We start from the raw sequence: 17,192 nt of genomic DNA on the forward strand, positions 1-17,192 counted from the left end.
AGAGTCAATCGGAGCAAATGTGCCAGCGTTTCGGGCGCAAAAAAGCCCCGCGCCGGGTGGCTGCGGGGCTTGTCGTTTTGTTCGGCTATTGAGCGGCTCAGACCAGTTCGCCAGCCAGCGCCTTTTTGATCAGGGCGCGGGTTTCCTCGATGCCGTAAAGCGCGACGAAGGAGCCGAAGCGTGGGCCACGCTCCTGTCCGATCAGCACTTCATAGAGCATCTGGAAGAAGGAAACCGACACGCCGGGGCCGCCTTCCGGGCTCTTCTTGGTGTGATCCTGATAGCGTTCGATGGCGCGGGCGACGTCCAGAATGGCGTTCTGGATATCGTTGCCATCGGTCCCGGCAGGCAGGGTCGCAAGCTTGGCGTCCAGCGCTTCCAGTGCGCCGCGTTCCACGTCGTCCGGCGCACGGAACTGCTTGGTCGGCTTGACGAAATCGTTGAAGTAACGGATCGCGTAACCAACCAGCGCATCCAGTTCCGGATTGTTTTCCGGCGTGACGCCCGGCGCGTGGCGCGAGATGAAGCCCCACAGAACCGACGGGCTTTCCGCATTTGATGCGCTGACCAGATTGAGCATCAGCGCGAAGGTCACCGGCAGGTCAACCTTTGGCGGGTTGCCATAATGAATATGCCAGACCGGATTGTTCAGCCGGTCCTTCCACTCTTGACGGTTATAGGCCGACAGATAGGTGAAATATTCGTCCACCGCCTTCGGGATGACATCGAAGTAAAGGCGCTTTGCGGTCTTCGGCTTCTGGAAATTGTAAAGCGCAAGGCTTTCGGTCGGCGCATAGGCCAGCCATTCGTCAATCGAGATGCCGTTGCCCTTGGACTTGGAAATCTTCTGGCCAAGTTGGTCGAGGAACAACTCGTAAACGAAATGTTCCGGCGCGCGTCCGCCGAGAATTTCGCAAATGCGGTCGTATACGCCCGCATTGGTCTGGTGATCCTTGCCGAACATTTCGAAATCGACGCCGAGTGCCGCCCAGCGCATACCAAAATCCGGCTTCCACTGCAGCTTTACCTTGCCGCCGGTGACGGAAAGCGTGGTTTCGACGCCGTCTTCATCGTCGAATGTGATCGTGCCAGCCTTGGCGTCCACGCTCTTCATCGGCACGTAAAGCACGCGGCCCGACTTGGGCGAGATCGGCAGGAACGGGCTATAGGTCGCCTGACGCTCTTCGCCGAGCGTCGGCAGCATGACTTTCATAATGTCGTCATAGCGTTCGACGGCGTTGAGCAGCACCGCATCAAACTTGCCGGACTTGTAGTAATCTGTCGCGCTGGCGAATTCGTAGTCGAAGCCGAAAGTGTCGAGGAAGCGGCAGAGCATAGCATTGTTATGCTCGGCAAAGCTCTTATATTCGCCGCCGAACGGGTTCGGCACCGACGAAAGCGGCATTTGCAGATAAGGCTCAAGTGCTGCCTTGTCCGGCACATTGTCTGGAATCTTGCGCATGCCGTCGAGATCGTCGGAGAAGCAGATCAGGCGCGTCTTCACCTTGTCTTCGGTCAGAATACGGAAGGCATGGCGCACCATCGAGGTGCGCGCCACTTCGCCGAATGTGCCGATATGCGGCAGACCCGACGGGCCATAGCCGGTTTCGAAAATCACTGTGTCCGGCAGGCCGGTCTTGGCATAGCGCTTGAGGATTTTCTTCGCTTCTTCAAAGGGCCAGGCTTTCGCGTCCGCAGCCGCCGCGGTCAGTTCCGGGGTCAGCGTAATTTCGGGCAGACGATGCGAAGTCATGGTTTTGTCCTGATATCCTGTGAAGGGCGTTATTCTTGAAAAACGGTGCACGCATCCGTGCCTATGCTCTATGGCGCGACAACCCCGTGCCGTCAACGGCTGGTGCGGAATTTCCTTGCCTAACCGCGGGAGGCTTCCTAACTTTCCGGCAAATTGTAACCGGAAAAGCTGATTCCGATCATGGTGTCGCTGAGGAGTACCCGATGAAGAAAATCTCGCCGCAGGATGCACTCGTCTACATCATGATCACGACGTCGGCTGCCGACACGACGATGACCGACGCGGAACTGGAGTCCATCGGCAATGTGGTGACGCGCCTTCCGGTGTTCCGTGGCTTCGATACGGCGGAACTGCCGCGTCTTGCCAATGAATGCTACGCGCTGCTGGCCTATGAAGACGGTCTGGAAAAGATCCTCGACCTTGCGCATGAAGCGCTGCCTGAAAAGCTTTATGACACGGCCTATGCGCTGGCGGTGGAAGTGGCGGCTGCCGATCTCCATGTCGAGCAGGAAGAGCTGGAATTCCTCCAGATGCTGCGCGACCGCTGGACGCTGGACGAGCTGACGGTTGCCGCCATCGAGCGCAGCGCACGGGTGCGTTTCCGCAAGCTCTGAATAGTTTGCGTCACGCAATAAAAACGCCGGTCCGAAACAATTGGACCGGCGCTTTCTTTTTGCGGGATAGGCTTACCAGGCAGGCTGAACCGAACCCTTGAAGGTTTCTTCGATGAAGGTCTTCACTTCCGGGCTGTGATAGGAGGTGATCAGTTCCTTGACCCAGTCGGCGTCCTTGTCGGCGGTGCGCACGGCAATGACGTTGAAGTAGGGCGCCTTTTCGCCTTCGCGGATCAGCGGGTCCTTGGCCGGGTTAAGACCGGCCTCCATGGCATAGTTCGTGTTGATGACAGCCGCCTCGACATCTTCCAGCGAGCGCGGCAGCTGTGCGGCATCAAGCTCGACGAATTTCAGGTTCTTGGGGTTTTCGGTCACGTCGATGACGCTGGCGCGTAAGCCCTTGGCCGGATCGATCTTGATGAGACCGTTATCGGCCAGCACCAGAAGCGCACGCGCGCCATTGGTCGGGTCGTTGGGGATCGCCACCGTCGCGCCATCGGCAAGTTCGGAGATGTTCTTCAGCTTCTTCGAATACATGCCCATCGGGAAGTTGACGGACTGTGCCACGCTGACAATATCGAATTTGCGGTCGGCAACCTGATTATCGAGATAGGGCTGGTGCTGGAATGAATTGGCTTCCAGCGCGCCATCGGCCAGCGCCATATTTGGAATGACGTAATCGGAAAATTCCTGAATATCGATTTCCAGACCCTTGGTGGCAGCGACTTCCTTCACCTTTTCCATGATCTGGGCATGCGGGCCGGGCGTGACGCCGACGCGTATGGTTTTTGCCATCGCCGATCCGGCTGTGCAGACGGCGAGAATAAGGGCGGCGGTTAGCAGCTTACGCATCGGAACTCCTGAGATAATTGGTATGCGACCTGGGGAGGATGATTTCATCAGGTCCGGTTCATAAAGCATTTCCAGCAAAAGTGAAAAGCGGCGGCCGACCTGTCATGCACAAAAAAGCGGGCGGGGAAAACCCGCCCGCCTGTCCGGTTTCACGCTATCAGCACACGACCGGAAGCCGTCGCGCCTTGCGTCGTTCCAAAGCCGCGCGCATCACATGGGCGGCTTCTGAGAAAGTTGCGTTTTCTTTCCAGCGTTCCGCATGAACCAGTGTCGACGGAACGATATCCTTCAATGCTTCCAGCGTGTGGCGCGGCACCATGTCGGTGCAGTTCCACAGGCGACGGAAGACAACGCTGATACGTGTAATCTTGCCATTGACCTGAACAACCGGCTCTGCCGTTTCCAGTGTCCAATCTTCATAAGCATCGACCGCATCTTGAAATGCGTGATGTAGATAGATCGGTGCGTGACCGTCATGAAGCGGGGGCAGCAAACTAGACATTTCTGTTTCCTCTCTTCCAATGTGGTTCAGCTTCAAAACTTGCAGCCGGATTTATCTATCGGGCCTGCAAGTGGGCGAAACAGGAGCGGGGGTAAACTCCTGTGGTCATGTGCTGGCCATATTCGGTTCTCTCTTCACGAAATACGACAACACATAATTAACCATGATCTATGCAAAGGCGCCCCTTTGGCAAGGGGAGAATTTCTTAAGATGGCAATTTTGTAAAAAATTAATTCAGCAGTATTCTGCAAAATACTGAACAATCAGTGAGCATATTATTGGATTATACTACGTTTATCTGTTGGTCAAAATTTCCCAAAAAGGAAATGATTTTCAATATTTATTGTCGTGGTGACAGGTTTTGACCCTGTCATTCGGCCGTGGCTGCGATAGAAATAAGCCGATGGGAATAAAAATGCAGGGCAGGTGGGGTTATGTCTCGGTTCATTGCGTCGCGAAGAGGTTTTCTGGTCGGCTCGACCTTTCTGGCCGCATCGGTGGCGTGGCCGAAATGGGCGCAGGCGCAGGACAGTGCAGAAAAGGGCGGACGACTTGTAGTGGCGGCGGATTCCGAACCGCGTAATCTCAACCCGGCTATCGTCGCCTCCAATGGCGTGTTTTTCGTTGCAAGCAAGATCGTCGAGCCCTTGGCCGAAGCCTCTTTCGACGGCGAAAACGGCTTGAGCCCGCGACTGGCCACGGCCTGGGAAGGCTCGGCTGACGGGCTGACTGTGACGTTCCGCCTGCGTGAAGGCGTCACGTGGCATGACGGTACGCCGTTTACGGCGGCGGACGTGGCCTTCTCCGCACTGGAAGTCTGGAAGCCGCTGCAAAATCTTGGCCGCGTCGTGTTCAAGGCGCTGGATAAGGTGGAAACACCGGACGATCATACCGCCGTCTTTCATTTCTCGGAGCCGACGCCGTTTCAGCTCGTGCGCAACGCTCTGCCAGCGCTGACCGCGGTTCTGCCGAAACATGTTTTCGCGGGCACCGATATTGCGGCCAATCCGGCCAATGAAAAGCTCATTGGCACCGGACCGTTCAAATATGCCGAGCACAAGACCGGCGAATATTATCGACTGGTCCGGAACGACGCCTATTGGGGCGAGGGCGAACCTCATCTCGATGAGATCATCTATCGTGTTCTGCCGGACCGGGCTGCCGCAGCCGGAGCGCTTGAAGCGGAAGAGATTGATCTGGCGGCTTTCTCCGCCGTGCCGCTGGCCGACCTCGACCGCATTTCGAAAGTGCCGGGGCTAGCGGTTATTTCCAAGGGCTATGAGGCGCTGACCTATCAGCTTGTCGTGGAAATCAATCATCGTCGCAAGGAACTGGCGGACCTGAAGGTTCGTCAGGCGATTGCCCATGCGATCGACCGCGATTTCGTGGTCAAGACCATCTTCCTTGGCTACGCCAAAACCTCGACCGGCCCCGTGCCGCGCTATGACAACCAGTTTTATACGCGTGATGTGCCGTCCTATCCGTTCGATGTGGCCAAGGCGAATGAGCTTCTGGACGAAGCGGGTTACAAGCGCGGCGGGGGCGGAACGCGCTTTGCGCTGAAGCTTCTGCCCGCGCCCTATTTCAACGAGACCAGACAGTTTGGCGATTATCTGCGTCAGGCTCTGGCTGCGATTGGTATCGATGCGCGCATCGTCAACAATGACGCGGCGGCGCATCAAAAGGCGGTCTATACCGATCACGATTTTGACCTTGCCATTGCGCCGACCGTCTATCGCGGCGATCCGGCCATCTCCACCACCATTCTGGTGGAAAGTGGCATTCCGGCGGGTGTGCCGTTCTCCAATCAGGGCGGCTATACCAATGCCGAACTGGACGCCCTGATCGCCGCCGCAGCACGCGAGATCGATGAGACGAAACGCACGGCGCTTTATCACGAGTTCCAGCAAAAAGTGGAAGCGGATCTGCCGCTGATCAATGTTGCCGAATGGGGTTTCATCACGGTTGCCAATGAGCGGGTGAAGAATATTTCCAACAATCCGCGCTGGGCGGTTTCCAACTGGGCCGATACCTGGGTTGAACCGCGATAGAGCATTTCCAGCAAAAGTGCGTAGCGTCTACGCAGGGAAATCAGTCCACTGGACTGATTTCTGATCCTGCTTCGATGCGCGGGATAATGCTTAAAACAAATAGCTAGAGCGGTTCCACGATTCCGTTTTAACCGGAACCGCGATAGACGGTGACGAAGCTTCGTGTTGATTGTATCGTCGCGACGTGGCGCAGATTCTAACCCTTCTCCGGAAACGTCTGATCGGCAGCATCCTTGTGCTGCTGATTGTCGTTGTCGGCTGCTTTCTGATGCTGGAACTGGCGCCGGGCGATGCGGTGGACGCCTATGCCGTCAGCTTCGGCGGTGATGCGGCGCAGATTGCGGAAATGCGTGCCCGCTGGGGGCTGGACCAGTCGGTCTGGTATCGGCTTGCCGCCTATCTTGCCTCTCTCTTGCAGGGCAATCTTGGCTGGTCGGTCAGTTTCAACCGCCCTATCCTCGGCGTCATTCTGGAACGGCTGCCCAATACGCTGCTGCTTATGGGTGCGGCGACGGCACTGTCCTTTGCCATCGGTACACTGCTTGGGCTTGTCGCCGGATCAAGGCCGGGCAGTTTGCGCGACCGGTTTCTGTCGGTTACCTCTCTGGTGCTCTACGCCATTCCGGGTTTCTGGCTGGCGCTGGTGCTGGTCATCCTGTTTTCGATCCGGCTGCGCTGGTTACCGTCGAGTGGCATCGAAACCATTGCATCCGGCAAGCAAGGACTGGCGCGGGCAGGCGACATAGCGCGCCATCTGGTGCTGCCGGTCATGTCGCTGGCGCTGATTTATCTGGCGCTTTATCTGCGGGTCATGCGCGCCGCGATGGCCGACATATGGCGGATGGATTTTGTGCGAGCCTTGCGGGCGCGCGGCATTTCGCGACCACGCATTGTGTTGCGCCATGTGGCGCGCAACGCGTTGTTGCCGCTCGTTACCCTGCTCGGATTGCAAGCGGCCAGCATGTTGGGCGGCAGCGTGGTGATCGAAAGCGTCTTTGCGGTTCCCGGTCTCGGACGACTGGCGCAGGAGGCCGTTGCAAGCCGCGATACGCCCTTGCTTCTGGGCGTCATTCTCACAAGCGCGATCATGGTGATCATGGTCAATTTGCTTGTCGATCTTCTCTATGTCTGGCTCGATCCGCGTATTGCCCAAAGGCCGACAGGAAAGGCCAGCGCATGACGGTTTTTCTGCGCAGTCTCAAGACGGGCGAGGGTCTGGCAGGTTCGCTTATCCTGACGATCCTCGTCGCAGCAGCACTTTTCGCGCCGCTGCTCTTTCCTGGTGATCCGCTGCGGATTGTCGCGTCTCCCTTGCTGGCACCGTTCGAAAACAGCGCCTTTCCGCTTGGCACGGACCGGCTTGGGCGCGATGTGCTGGCCGAACTTTTCCACGGCGGGCGCACCTCGCTGGTTGTCGGGCTTGCGGCGGCTGTGGCCTCCATCCTCGTCGGCAGCACGGTCGGCGTGCTGGCGGGTTTTGCAGGCGGGATCGTCGATGAAGTCCTGATGCGGGTTACAGAGGCGTTCCAGACTGTGCCGGGCTTTTTGCTGGCGCTGGCGCTGGTTAGTCTTGCCGGGCCGTCATTGCCGGTTCTGGTCGCCGCAATCGTACTCTCAAGCTGGACGCAGGCTGCACGGCTGACGCGCGGGCAGGTGCTGTCCATCCGCGAGCGCGACTATGTGGCCTCGGCGCGGGTCATAGGCATGCATCCGCTGGAGATCGCCTTTCGCCAGATATTGCCCAACGCCCTGCCGCCGGTTCTGGCGCTGGTGCCGGTGATCGTCGCTTCGGCTATATTGATCGAGGCCGCACTGTCCTTTCTCGGCCTTGGCGATCCGAACCGTGTCACATGGGGCGGCATGATTGCGGAAGGCCGCACGGTTCTGCGCTCTGCACCGTGGCTTTCCATTGTGCCGGGACTGGCATTGGCGTTGACCGTCGTTGGCGTCTATCTGGCGGGCGAGGGCGTGACTGCCGCCGCGGCACGGCGCGAGGTGCAATCGTGAGCCTGCTCGTGAAACTGGATAACCTCTCGGTCACCTATGGGCGCGAAACGGCGCTGGGCAACGTTCAGCTCGATATAGAGGCGGGCAAAACGCTTGCCATTATCGGCGAAAGCGGCTCCGGAAAAAGCACCCTGGCGCTGGCGCTTGCAGGCCTTCTGCCTGCCAATGCGCGAGTATCAGGGCGGATCGACTGGGCCGATGGGCCGATGAAGCCGGGACGCGATATCGGCTTTGTCTTTCAGGACCCGGCATCAAGCTTCGATCCGCTGATGAGCATCGGCGCGCAATTGGTCGAAACCATTCGCGCGCATGAAAAGCTGGATTGCCACACCGCGAGGATGCGGGCGCTCGCACTGCTTGAGCGCGTGCATATCCCCGATGCGGAGGATAGTTTTCACCGCTACCCGCATCAGTTCTCTGGCGGGCAAAAACAGCGTATCGCGATAGCGCTCGCCATCGCCGCCAATCCGCGTGTGCTGATCGCCGACGAGCCGACAAGCGCGCTCGATACGATTGTCCAACGGGAAATCGTGGCGCTGCTGCGCAAGCTGGTGCGTGAAGACGGCATGACGCTGATCTTCATCACGCATGATATCGCACTCGCTTCCGGGCTGGCGGATCGCATCGCGGTCTTCCGCCGGGGCGCGCTGGTGGAAAGCGGCGATGTGCGCGCAATCATCGGCACACCGCAGACGGAGTATACGCGCGCACTGATTGCCGCCGTGCCTGCACTGGAGTTGGCGTCCCATGACTGAGGCTTTGTTGCAGGCGGACGGGCTGGTGGTGCACTATGGCGCTGCATTGGCGCTCGATCATGTCGGCCTTGCGGTCAACAGGGGCGAGACACTGGCGCTGGTCGGCCCGTCGGGCAGCGGCAAGTCTACGCTCGCGCGTGCCTTGCTGCGCTTGCAGCCGCTGAAGAGCGGGACAATCCGCTTTGAGGGTGAGGATTGGCTGGCATGGCAAGGTGCGGCGCTGCGCAGGCGTCGCGCAAGGATGCAGATGGTGTTTCAGGACCCGCTATCGGCTTTCAACCCTCGCGCCAGCGTGGGCGATCTTCTGCACGAACCGCTGCGCATTCATGGCATCGACCGCGATATCGCAGACCTGTTGCAAACGGTCGGGCTTGATCCAGCGCTTGCTCGGCGCGGTGTGCATGAAATTTCCGGCGGCCAGCGGCAGCGGGTGGCAATTGCCCGTGCGCTTGCGACATCCCCGTCGCTGATCGTGCTGGATGAAGCGGTTTCCGCGCTCGACGTGACCGTGCGCGGCGCAATTCTCGACTTGTTGCAGGAGATACAAAAGGCCGAGCAGACGGCTTATCTCTTCATCACCCATGATCTCGCGGTTGCTGCACAAGTGGCGGATCGCATTGCGGTGATGGAGCGCGGGCGGATTGTTGAAAACCGCCCGACGCGGGAGCTGATCCTGAAACCGCAAGCGCCTGTCACCAGAGCGCTGATTGATGCGGTGCCGAGACTTGCTGATTAGGCCTTGCCGAGTTCCACCGAACGCTTGCGCGCTGCTTCAACGGCCTCGGCAACCAGCGTTTTGAGACGGTCGCCACCCATCAGCACGTCAAGCGCCGCCGCCGTGGTGCCGTTCGGGCTCGTCACCTGCTCGCGCAGTTGCGACGGGGTGTCGGTGCTGGCGTCGGCAAGCGCGCCCGCCCCCATCACGGTCTGCATGGCAAGAAGTGCCGCCGTTTCGCGTGGCAGACCGGCCGTAACACCAGCATCGGTCAAGGCTTCGATGAAGTGGAACACATAGGCCGGGCCTGAACCCGAAACCGCCGTGACGGCATCCATCAGCGTTTCGTCATCGACGCTGGCGACCTTGCCCGACGTTGCGAGCAGGCGTGCGACGAACGCCTCGTTGTCGGCGGTCACATTGGCGTTCTTGAAGGTCACCATCATGCCCTTGCCGATGGCGGCAGGCGTGTTGGGCATGCAGCGGAGGATGGCGGCGTCGTTGCCCAGATGATTTTCAAACAGCGCAACCGGAATGCCAGCTGCAACGCTGACAAAGGTGGCGGCAGGCGCAAAGCGCTTATAGGCAGGCAGGACGGCGTTCATCACCTGCGGCTTGACGGCAACCAGGATCATGCGCGGCTTAAGGTCAGCAGGCAGCGCATCCGCGCTGGCATAGGCGTGAACGCCGGCGCCAGCTGCACGTTCGCGCAGCGCATCCGTCGGCTCGACGACGTGAACATCGCCTGCTTTCAGAATGCCATTGTCGAGCCAGCCTTTGAGCATGGCAAAGCCCATATTGCCGCAACCGACGAGAATTACCGTGTCCTGCATATTGATTGTTCCGCCTGTCTGAATGTGTCGGCGCCGTTGCGCCAGGATTGATCAAAGCCGGTATAGCCTTGCGCCTTTGCAATCTGCAAGGCGGCGCGGCCAAATTTGATCGTTGCGCGCGGACAAAACATAAAACTGCGGAAATTATAGCTTTATTGCCCGTAAATTATTGATGCCTCATAAATTATCGACCAGTATGTCCCGACGAAATTGCATGAAAGAGCGGATAATTTGCTTATCCGCGCTGCTGTTGGAATGAGGGGCCAATGGATCCGTCTTTGACTACAGGTATTCCGCCAGCGGAGGCATTCGGTCACGTTCGCATCATCATCGGTATCATTCTGGGCCTGTGCGTATCGCGCCTGCTCACCGGCTTTGCGCGCTTCATCCAGCATCCCGGCAAACAGATAATCTATCCGGTACATCTGGCCTGGGTCGCCTTCGTGCTGTTGTCGGTGGCGCATTTCTGGTGGTTCGAGTTCGGCCTCAGAACCATTCCGCTATGGACGTTCGAAAAATATCTTTTCGTGATCTTTTATGCCGGGCTTTATTTCCTGCAATGCACGCTGCTGTTTCCCGACAGCATGGAGGAATATACTGGCTATCGCGATTATTTCATGTCGCGGCGCAAATGGTTTTTCGGCATTCTGGCGCTGATCCATGTGGTGGATGTGCTCGACACATTGCTGAAAGGCGTGGATCACTATCAACTCTACGGGATCGAATATCCGATCCAGACGGTCTGCTTCATCCTGTTCAGCATCATCGCCATGTATACGGATAGCCGCCGCTATCATGGGATATTCGTCACATTCGCCTTGCTCTATCAGATCATCTTCACGCTGCGGCATTTCGCGACGCTGAACTGATCACTTCTGCCGCTCCGCATTGCGCGCGGTTTGCGCATCCACCACGGCGCGAAACTGGCGCAGGAGCGGGTGGCGTTCGGTCTGCTTGAGGCCGTAGCCAAGATTGAACGCATAATCGAAATCGGGCGGGTTCAGCCCGATATTGTGTTGCAGCATGGTCTCGATCTTGTCGAACCCCTTGGCGAAGATCGCCTCCGGGGAGACACCGCGATTATAGTCGGTCCAAAGGTCGAGAATTTCCGCCCGCAGATCATCGGGCAAAGGCGCGCATAGCTCGATGAGATCAGCCTTTTCCCGTTCGGCGCGGCCATCATCGGCGCTTTGGTGAATGGCCGGAACATCGCCGGAAATCGCTTCGCCCAGATCATGTACGAGGCACATTTTCAGAAGGCGCAGCCGGTCGCAATCGCCAAGTTCCTTGTCGAAAAGCGTGACCAGCAGACTGAGCCGCCAGCTGTGTTCGGCAGTGCTTTCCGGGCGGCCCTCGGCAGTATGGCCGGAACGCAATGTGCTTTTCAGGCGTTCGGCTGCCTGAATGAACTCAATGATGCCCTCAAGGCGTTTCATATCGACCGGATGTTCCATTTTGGTTTGCATCGAGGGTTCCTCAAGTTGCGCATCGATATGAATCATTATGGAAAACTACAATTTTAACGGTTTGTTTGCCATGATGGATGCCATAATTCTCATGGTCTGTAATATGGGCAGATCATGGGTGGATGGTCCGGGCAAAGGGGCCAGTCAATGGGCTTGGATAGGCATCGGGAAAAAGCGATGGTTGAGCAAAAGAACAAGGGACAAGCTGCTGCCGCGCGCCCCTTATTGGCTTATGCTCCCGAGTTTCTGGTCAGGACACCGGATGTAGGGCCGACCAAGACCACTGCCGAACTGGCCGAGGAATTGCTGACCGAGCGCGAGCATCGAAGGCGGCGTGAGGAACTTTTGCGCCGCAAGCAGGAAATGCTGGACGGCGAACCGGCTGCCCCTTCGGCGGTCCATGATCCTGCCGCCGATATGCGCCAGCGCATGAGCGCGATCAGGGCCGAATTGCAGTCCCGGCTTGAACCGGAGGAAGCGCCAAAGCTGCCGATGCCAGCGCCGGAGCCAACAGCGCCCGCCGCTGTCGCTCCGACCGGTGATACACCGTCCGCCAAACCGCGCAGGCGTTGGCGCTTGCGCTGGGGTCGCATCGTGGGTTTTACCGTGCTGGGCGGTTTGCTTGGGCTTGGTTATGCCATGCTGGAGCCACAACATTATCGCGTATCGACATCCATGCAGGTGTTTCCTTCCGAACGTCGCAGCGAGATTGCATCCGAAGCGGTGCTGAACCGCGCCGCGCAACTGGCGCATATCCAGTCGCCACGAGATTTCGGGCCGCCGCCGCTTCTCGATCAACTGCGGCAAGCCCTTGCCCGGTTCACCACAGCCGAAGGCGAGGCTGCGCCCGCAGCACAGGCCGCGCAAACGGGTGCGGCCATTCTGCGCCCGCATCTGGAATTTTCGCAGGCGCTCGATAGCGGCATCGTCACGGTCGAGGTGAAGGCCGCGAAGCCGGAAACAGCAGTGGCGGTTGCCAATGCGGTGACACAGGCCTTCCGTGACCAGCTGACGGGCAGCACGGGCGCGCCGGATGCCGGTCTGCCCGAGCGATTGCAGGCTCTGGAAGCTGATGCGACTGCGGTTAAGGCGGCGGTTGAAGCGTTCCGCGCCAGCCGGAATTTCGGCGACGGCGACCAGGCGGCGCTTGAAAAGGCCTTTGCCGAGGCCAAGGCCGAAACGGCGCGGATTGTCGCCGAGGCTGGCCGCTTGAGCAGCATGACGGCGGAAAGCCTGTTGCGGGATGGCCTGCCGGAAGATATGCGTTCCGGCGCGTTGGGCCGGCTGGTCGAACAATATCGCGCAGCCGGGCAAAGCGAAGCGGCCAAAAGCCTTGCCACTGAAATCGATACGGAAATCGCCAATCAGCGCAGTCTGATTCAGGCAGATTTGCGCAAAGCCGTTGAAAACGAGCAGAAGGCGGCATCGGCCATGACCGGGCTGAATGCGCCTCCAGCTAGCGATGAAGACCGCAATCGTCTGCAAGCGATGCAGCGCGATCTGGCGGCGCGGCAGGCGCTTTATGAAGATGCGCAAATGCGCGCGGCGCAAGGCGACATGAGCACCCTGTCGGCGACGGGTGCCACGGTGCGCCTTGTTCCGCCAGCCAAGGATTCATACGGCTGGCGCGGCGTGTCCTTGCAGACTTCGGTTCTGGCCGGACTGCTCGGCGGCCTCTGGCTTGGTCTGTTTTCGTGCCTGTTCGGAAACAAGCACGCGCCCGTTGCAGAAAAGCGGGAGCGGGAGGAGCCGGAAGTCGACGACGTGCTTGAGACCTATGGCGAAACGCGGCTTGCCGCCGTCATTCGGGAAGCGAACGAGCGCTGGGAAGTCGAAAACAATCGCGCCCATACAGCCGCAGAAGCGGATGAATTGCAGCGCACCATCGACGACGTGCGCGCAAACCGCGGCGTCCGGTTCTGAAACTTCTGAAATCCTGCCCTGATTTTCGCCTTTGTCGCGTATTCGGTAATTGTCATCGGGCGTCATGACGCTTATTGGCATGTATGCCCGACGGATGTGATGTATCTCCCAGACATTCCGCTCCGTTATTTCGCAAAGCCGATATTTCGAAAAGAAAGAAGCGCTCGCTATGGCCCAGTTGATCGATGGCAAGAAGCTCGCCGAGGATGTGGTTTCCACGGTGAAGACCGAAACCGAAAAGCTCGTTGCAGCGACCGGCGTGGTTCCCGGTATTGCCGTGGTGATCGTGGGTGAAGACCCGGCGAGCCAAGTCTATGTCGCCTCCAAGGGCCGCAAGGCCAAGGAATGCGGCTTCCATTCCATCCAGCACGATCTGCCGGACACCGCCTCTGAGCAGGAGCTTCTCGACCTGATCGAAAGCCTCAATAACGATCCGGCGATTCACGGCATTCTGGTGCAGCTGCCGCTGCCGAAACACATTGATTCAGGCCGCGTCATCCAGACCATTTCGCCTGACAAGGACGTGGATGGCTTCCACTTCATCAATGTCGGCAAGCTCGGCACTGGCGAGGTCGATACGGCGTTCGTGCCCTGCACGCCAGCCGGTGCGATGATCATGATCGAGCGCGTTCACGGACGCGATCTTTCCGGCCTCAATGCCGTGGTGATCGGTCGCTCCAATATTGTCGGCAAGCCTATGTTCAATCTGCTGCTCGCCGCCAATGCAACGGTCACGGTTGCTCATAGCCGCACCAAGGACCTGCCGGCGATTGCACGCACGGCGGATATTCTGGTTGCAGCCGTTGGCCGTCCGCAGATGGTCAAGGGCGATTGGGTCAAGTCCGGCGCGACGGTGATCGATGTCGGTATCAACCGCATCCCGGCACCGGAAAGAGGCGAGGGCAAAACCCGTCTTGTCGGCGATGTCGATTTTACGGATGCAGAAAAAGTTGCAGGCGCAATCACGCCGGTTCCGGGCGGTGTCGGCCCAATGACCATCGCCATGCTGATGGCCAATACGCTGACGGCGGCCTGCCGCAGTGCTGGCGTAAAAAAGCCCGTTTTTTGACATAATTGAGAGGCGTTTTCGCGCCTCGTTCCCGCAATTTGATGCGATTTGAAAGGCAAAGCGGTGCAAAACCCGCTTTGCCTTAATTGCTTCAGAACACCGAAGCGCCTTCATCGGCCCGCCCGGCAATCTGCCGGAAGGCGCGGAACAATTCACGCCCCATGCCATGTTCGTTGGCGGAAAGGTCGGGGCGTTCCTCCAGTCGGGCGTCGAATGTCGCGTGATTGATCAAAACTTCCAGCGTACCATTGACGGCATCCAGGCGGACAACATCGCCGTTGCGGATTTTGCCGATTGCGCCGCCATCGAGTGCTTCCGGCGTGACGTGGATTGCGGACGGCACCTTGCCCGATGCACCTGACAAGCGACCATCGGTGACAAGCGCCACGCGCTGGCCGCGATCCTGCAAGATGCCGAGAACGGTCATCAGCTTGTGCAGTTCCGGCATGCCATTGGCCTTCGGTCCCTGATAGCGAACCACCGCGATGAAATCGCCGGTCAGGTCGCCCGCCTTGAAGGCAGCCTGCAACTCGGCCTGATCGTTGAACACCTTTGCGGGCGCTTCGATCACATGGCGCTCGGGCTTCACAGCGGAAACCTTGATGATGGCATTGCCGATATTGCCGGTCAGAACCTTGATGCCGCCGGTTGGCTGGAACGGCGCATGGATTTTCGCCAGTACCTTGTCGTCGCCGCTCTTTTCGGGGACGGGTTCGCGCAGAACCGTGCCATCGGCACCGAGCTTCGGCTCAATGGCGTAAGGACGCAAACCCTCGCCCCAAACGGTGCGCACATCTTCATGAAGGATGCCGCCGTCCAGAAGCTCGCGGATGAGGAAGCCCATGCCGCCTGCGGCATGGAAATGGTTCACATCGGCAAGACCGTTCGGATAGACGCGGGCGAGCAGCGGCACCACGTCCGAAATCTCGGAAATGTCGTGCCAGGTCAGCTTGATGCCCGCTGCCGCAGCCATGGCGATCAGATGGATCGTATGGTTGGTCGAACCGCCGGTGGCATTGAGGCCGATGATGCCATTGACGAAAGAACGTTCGTCCAGCATTTCGCCGACAGGCGTATATTCATTGCCGCAGGCCGTGATGGCGAGCGCGCGCTTGGCGGCTTCGCGCGTCAGCGCATCGCGCAGCGGCGTGCCCGGGTTGATGAAGGACGCGCCCGGCAGATGCAGGCCCATGATTTCCATCAGCATCTGGTTGGAATTAGCCGTGCCGTAGAAGGTGCAGGTGCCAGGACCGTGATAGGACTTCGATTCCGATTCCAGCAGTTCCGCGCGCCCGACCTTGCCTTCGGCATAAAGCTGGCGGGTCTTGGCCTTCTCGTCATTCGGCAGGCCGCTGGTCATCGGACCGGCAGGAACGAAGACCGCAGGCAGGTGCCCGAAAGTCAGCGCGCCAATGATGAGGCCCGGCACGATCTTGTCGCAGACGCCAAGATAAACGGCGGCATCGAACATGTCGTGCGACAGGCCGACAGCTGCTGCCATGGCAATGACTTCACGCGAGAAAAGCGACAGTTCCATCCCCGCGAAACCTTGGGTGACACCATCGCACATGGCAGGTACGCCGCCCGCCACCTGCGCCACGCCGCCCGCATCGCGGGCCGCCTGCTTGATCAGCTGCGGGAAGGTTTCGAACGGCTGATGCGCCGAGAGCATGTCGTTATAGGCGGTGATGATACCCAGATTGAGCACTTCGTCGCCAGTCAACGCCGCCTTGTCATGCGGCCCGCAGGCCGCAAAACCATGAGCCAGATTGGCGCAGGCCAGAACCGTTCGGTTCGGTTTTTTCAACGCCGCCTCGCGCACGCGGCCAATATAGGCCTCGCGGGTCGGTTTGGAGCGTTCGCGAATGCGCGCGGTGATTTCCTGAATGCGTTTGTGAGCGGATTGCATGGGCATGGGTATCACCTGTGCCAATCTGGCCTGAATAGAATTAACTGGTCCAGTAAAGCTGGATGGGGGTGCGGGCATGGTGGAAAACCGCCCGTACCGGCATTTCATGTTCGTCGTCGCCGGACAGCGCCTTTTCCAGCGTCGCCTGCTTGGCCGCGCCTTCGATGTGCAGCACCAGCATGTCGGCCTCTGCAACCAGTGGCAGGGTCAGCGTCAGGCGCTTTTCACCAGCACCTTCGGCATGGATTGGCAGAACGAGCGCCCGTGTTGCCGGGTCGATCGCCTGATCGAGCCGGTCGGCATTGGGGAAGAATGAAGCGGTATGACCGTCATTACCCATGCCAAGCACCACCACGTCGAAGGGACGGCGCAATGCGTCGATGCGGCTGGCCGCGGCCAGCGCCGCCGTTTCGGCCGTCGCCGCCGGATTATAGAGGCCGACGAATTTGGCCACGCCCGCATGATCGCGCAAAAGATGGTCGCGGACCAGCTTTTCGTTGGAACGATCGCTGTCTGTGGCCACGAAACGCTCGTCAACGAGGGTGATCGTGACGAGGTTCCAGTCGATCATCTTGCGCGACAGCACTTCGAACAGCCTCAGCGGCGTGGTGCCGCCGGAGACGGCGAGCGTCGCCTGTCCCCGCTCAGCGATTGCGGCAGCCAGCTTGATTGCAATTGCCTCCGAGAGCGCTTGCGCCAGTTCCGTTCCGCTGGTGAAATCGTGCCGTTCGATGGTCATGCTG

Annotated in this window: 16 protein-coding genes; 9 read left to right on the forward strand and 7 right to left on the reverse strand. The window is 59.2% G+C overall.

What is annotated here, in order from left to right:
• Positions 1-97: 97 nt before the first annotated feature.
• Positions 98-1,753, reverse strand: coding sequence for a lysine--tRNA ligase (locus D8666_RS19335; protein ID WP_109367007.1), 1,656 nt, complete (start codon positions 1,751-1,753; stop codon positions 98-100).
• Positions 1,754-1,956: 203 nt separating this feature from the next.
• On the opposite strand from D8666_RS19335, the gene D8666_RS19340 reads away from it, so the two are divergent.
• Positions 1,957-2,367: a tellurite resistance TerB family protein gene (locus D8666_RS19340; RefSeq protein WP_109367008.1), complete on the forward strand. Its 411-nt coding sequence runs from the start codon at positions 1,957-1,959 to the stop codon at positions 2,365-2,367.
• Between the two features lie 72 nt (positions 2,368-2,439).
• Here the strand turns inward: D8666_RS19340 and D8666_RS19345 are convergent, their stop codons facing one another.
• Together D8666_RS19345 and D8666_RS19350 are read right to left on the reverse strand one after the other, a co-directional pair.
• Positions 2,440-3,219: a MetQ/NlpA family ABC transporter substrate-binding protein gene (locus D8666_RS19345; protein ID WP_109367009.1), complete on the reverse strand. Its 780-nt coding sequence runs from the start codon at positions 3,217-3,219 to the stop codon at positions 2,440-2,442.
• A 157-nt stretch (positions 3,220-3,376) separates the two neighbouring features.
• On the reverse strand, positions 3,377-3,721 hold the full coding sequence (locus D8666_RS19350) for a BRA0787 family protein (RefSeq protein ID WP_109367010.1): 345 nt from the start codon (positions 3,719-3,721) through the stop codon (positions 3,377-3,379).
• A 434-nt stretch (positions 3,722-4,155) separates the two neighbouring features.
• Between D8666_RS19350 and D8666_RS19355 the strand changes: the two genes are divergently transcribed.
• From D8666_RS19355 to D8666_RS19375, 5 genes are all read left to right on the forward strand, one after another.
• Positions 4,156-5,772, forward strand: a complete 1,617-nt coding sequence (locus tag D8666_RS19355) for an ABC transporter substrate-binding protein (RefSeq protein WP_109367011.1) — start codon at positions 4,156-4,158, stop codon at positions 5,770-5,772.
• A 169-nt stretch (positions 5,773-5,941) separates the two neighbouring features.
• A complete protein-coding gene (locus D8666_RS19360) occupies positions 5,942-6,952 on the forward strand; it encodes an ABC transporter permease (protein ID WP_109367012.1) in 1,011 nt (336 codons plus the stop codon).
• Positions 6,949-7,779 (forward strand): ABC transporter permease, encoded by an 831-nt coding sequence (locus D8666_RS19365; protein WP_109367013.1) that lies wholly within the window; start codon positions 6,949-6,951, stop codon positions 7,777-7,779. Before D8666_RS19360 ends, D8666_RS19365 begins: the two co-directional genes overlap by 4 nt.
• The gene (locus D8666_RS19370; RefSeq protein ID WP_109367014.1) at positions 7,776-8,534 is read left to right on the forward strand and encodes an ATP-binding cassette domain-containing protein; all 759 of its coding nucleotides are present in this window, start codon (positions 7,776-7,778) and stop codon (positions 8,532-8,534) included. The genes D8666_RS19365 and D8666_RS19370 overlap by 4 nt, the downstream gene beginning before the upstream one ends.
• Positions 8,527-9,270, forward strand: a complete 744-nt coding sequence (locus tag D8666_RS19375; RefSeq protein ID WP_109367015.1) for an ABC transporter ATP-binding protein — start codon at positions 8,527-8,529, stop codon at positions 9,268-9,270. Before D8666_RS19370 ends, D8666_RS19375 begins: the two co-directional genes overlap by 8 nt.
• Here D8666_RS19375 and proC read toward each other — a convergent pair.
• Positions 9,267-10,082 (reverse strand): pyrroline-5-carboxylate reductase, encoded by an 816-nt coding sequence (gene proC, locus D8666_RS19380; RefSeq protein ID WP_109367016.1) that lies wholly within the window; start codon positions 10,080-10,082, stop codon positions 9,267-9,269. The two genes, D8666_RS19375 and proC, sit on opposite strands and share 4 nt — an antisense overlap.
• A gap of 266 nt (positions 10,083-10,348) precedes the next feature.
• On the opposite strand from proC, the gene D8666_RS19385 reads away from it, so the two are divergent.
• Complete coding sequence (locus D8666_RS19385) at positions 10,349-10,951, forward strand: hypothetical protein (protein WP_109367017.1); 603 nt, start codon at positions 10,349-10,351, stop codon at positions 10,949-10,951.
• Here the strand turns inward: D8666_RS19385 and D8666_RS19390 are convergent, their stop codons facing one another.
• A complete protein-coding gene (locus D8666_RS19390; RefSeq protein WP_109367952.1) occupies positions 10,952-11,548 on the reverse strand; it encodes an HD domain-containing protein in 597 nt (198 codons plus the stop codon).
• Positions 11,549-11,725: 177 nt separating this feature from the next.
• On the opposite strand from D8666_RS19390, the gene D8666_RS19395 reads away from it, so the two are divergent.
• Together D8666_RS19395 and folD are read left to right on the forward strand one after the other, a co-directional pair.
• Complete coding sequence (locus tag D8666_RS19395) at positions 11,726-13,471, forward strand: GumC domain-containing protein (RefSeq protein WP_121539082.1); 1,746 nt, start codon at positions 11,726-11,728, stop codon at positions 13,469-13,471.
• Between the two features lie 169 nt (positions 13,472-13,640).
• Positions 13,641-14,540 carry a bifunctional methylenetetrahydrofolate dehydrogenase/methenyltetrahydrofolate cyclohydrolase FolD gene (folD, locus tag D8666_RS19400; protein WP_109367019.1) on the forward strand — a complete coding sequence of 300 codons (900 nt, stop codon included), beginning with the start codon at positions 13,641-13,643 and terminating at the stop codon, positions 14,538-14,540.
• 91 nt (positions 14,541-14,631) lie between these two features.
• On the opposite strand, the gene edd is transcribed toward folD, so the two are convergent.
• Entirely contained in the window at positions 14,632-16,455 is a 1,824-nt protein-coding gene (gene edd, locus D8666_RS19405; protein ID WP_121539083.1) for a phosphogluconate dehydratase, read from the reverse strand.
• Between the two features lie 34 nt (positions 16,456-16,489).
• Complete coding sequence (pgl, locus tag D8666_RS19410) at positions 16,490-17,188, reverse strand: 6-phosphogluconolactonase (protein ID WP_109367021.1); 699 nt, start codon at positions 17,186-17,188, stop codon at positions 16,490-16,492.
• Positions 17,189-17,192: the final 4 nt, after the last annotated feature.

The sequence above is a fragment of the Ochrobactrum soli genome, from assembly GCF_003664555.1.
Classification (GTDB): Bacteria; Pseudomonadota; Alphaproteobacteria; order Rhizobiales; family Rhizobiaceae; genus Brucella; species Brucella teleogrylli.

Excerpts from the sequence above, each read along its gene's own strand:
- folD (WP_109367019.1), top strand. The coding sequence starts at position 13,641 with ATGGCCCAGTTGATCGATGGCAAGAAGCTCGCCGAGGATGTGGTTTCC.
- D8666_RS19395 (WP_121539082.1), top strand. The coding sequence starts at position 11,726 with ATGGTTGAGCAAAAGAACAAGGGACAAGCTGCTGCCGCGCGCCCCTTA.
- D8666_RS19385 (WP_109367017.1), top strand. The coding sequence starts at position 10,349 with ATGGATCCGTCTTTGACTACAGGTATTCCGCCAGCGGAGGCATTCGGT.
- D8666_RS19350 (WP_109367010.1), bottom strand. The coding sequence starts at position 3,721 with ATGTCTAGTTTGCTGCCCCCGCTTCATGACGGTCACGCACCGATCTAT.
- D8666_RS19390 (WP_109367952.1), bottom strand. The coding sequence starts at position 11,548 with ATGCAAACCAAAATGGAACATCCGGTCGATATGAAACGCCTTGAGGGC.
- D8666_RS19345 (WP_109367009.1), bottom strand. The coding sequence starts at position 3,219 with ATGCGTAAGCTGCTAACCGCCGCCCTTATTCTCGCCGTCTGCACAGCC.
- pgl (WP_109367021.1), bottom strand. The coding sequence starts at position 17,188 with ATGACCATCGAACGGCACGATTTCACCAGCGGAACGGAACTGGCGCAA.
- D8666_RS19375 (WP_109367015.1), top strand. The coding sequence starts at position 8,527 with ATGACTGAGGCTTTGTTGCAGGCGGACGGGCTGGTGGTGCACTATGGC.
- D8666_RS19340 (WP_109367008.1), top strand. The coding sequence starts at position 1,957 with ATGAAGAAAATCTCGCCGCAGGATGCACTCGTCTACATCATGATCACG.
- D8666_RS19355 (WP_109367011.1), top strand. The coding sequence starts at position 4,156 with ATGTCTCGGTTCATTGCGTCGCGAAGAGGTTTTCTGGTCGGCTCGACC.
- D8666_RS19365 (WP_109367013.1), top strand. The coding sequence starts at position 6,949 with ATGACGGTTTTTCTGCGCAGTCTCAAGACGGGCGAGGGTCTGGCAGGT.
- proC (WP_109367016.1), bottom strand. The coding sequence starts at position 10,082 with ATGCAGGACACGGTAATTCTCGTCGGTTGCGGCAATATGGGCTTTGCC.
- edd (WP_121539083.1), bottom strand. The coding sequence starts at position 16,455 with ATGCCCATGCAATCCGCTCACAAACGCATTCAGGAAATCACCGCGCGC.
- D8666_RS19335 (WP_109367007.1), bottom strand. The coding sequence starts at position 1,753 with ATGACTTCGCATCGTCTGCCCGAAATTACGCTGACCCCGGAACTGACC.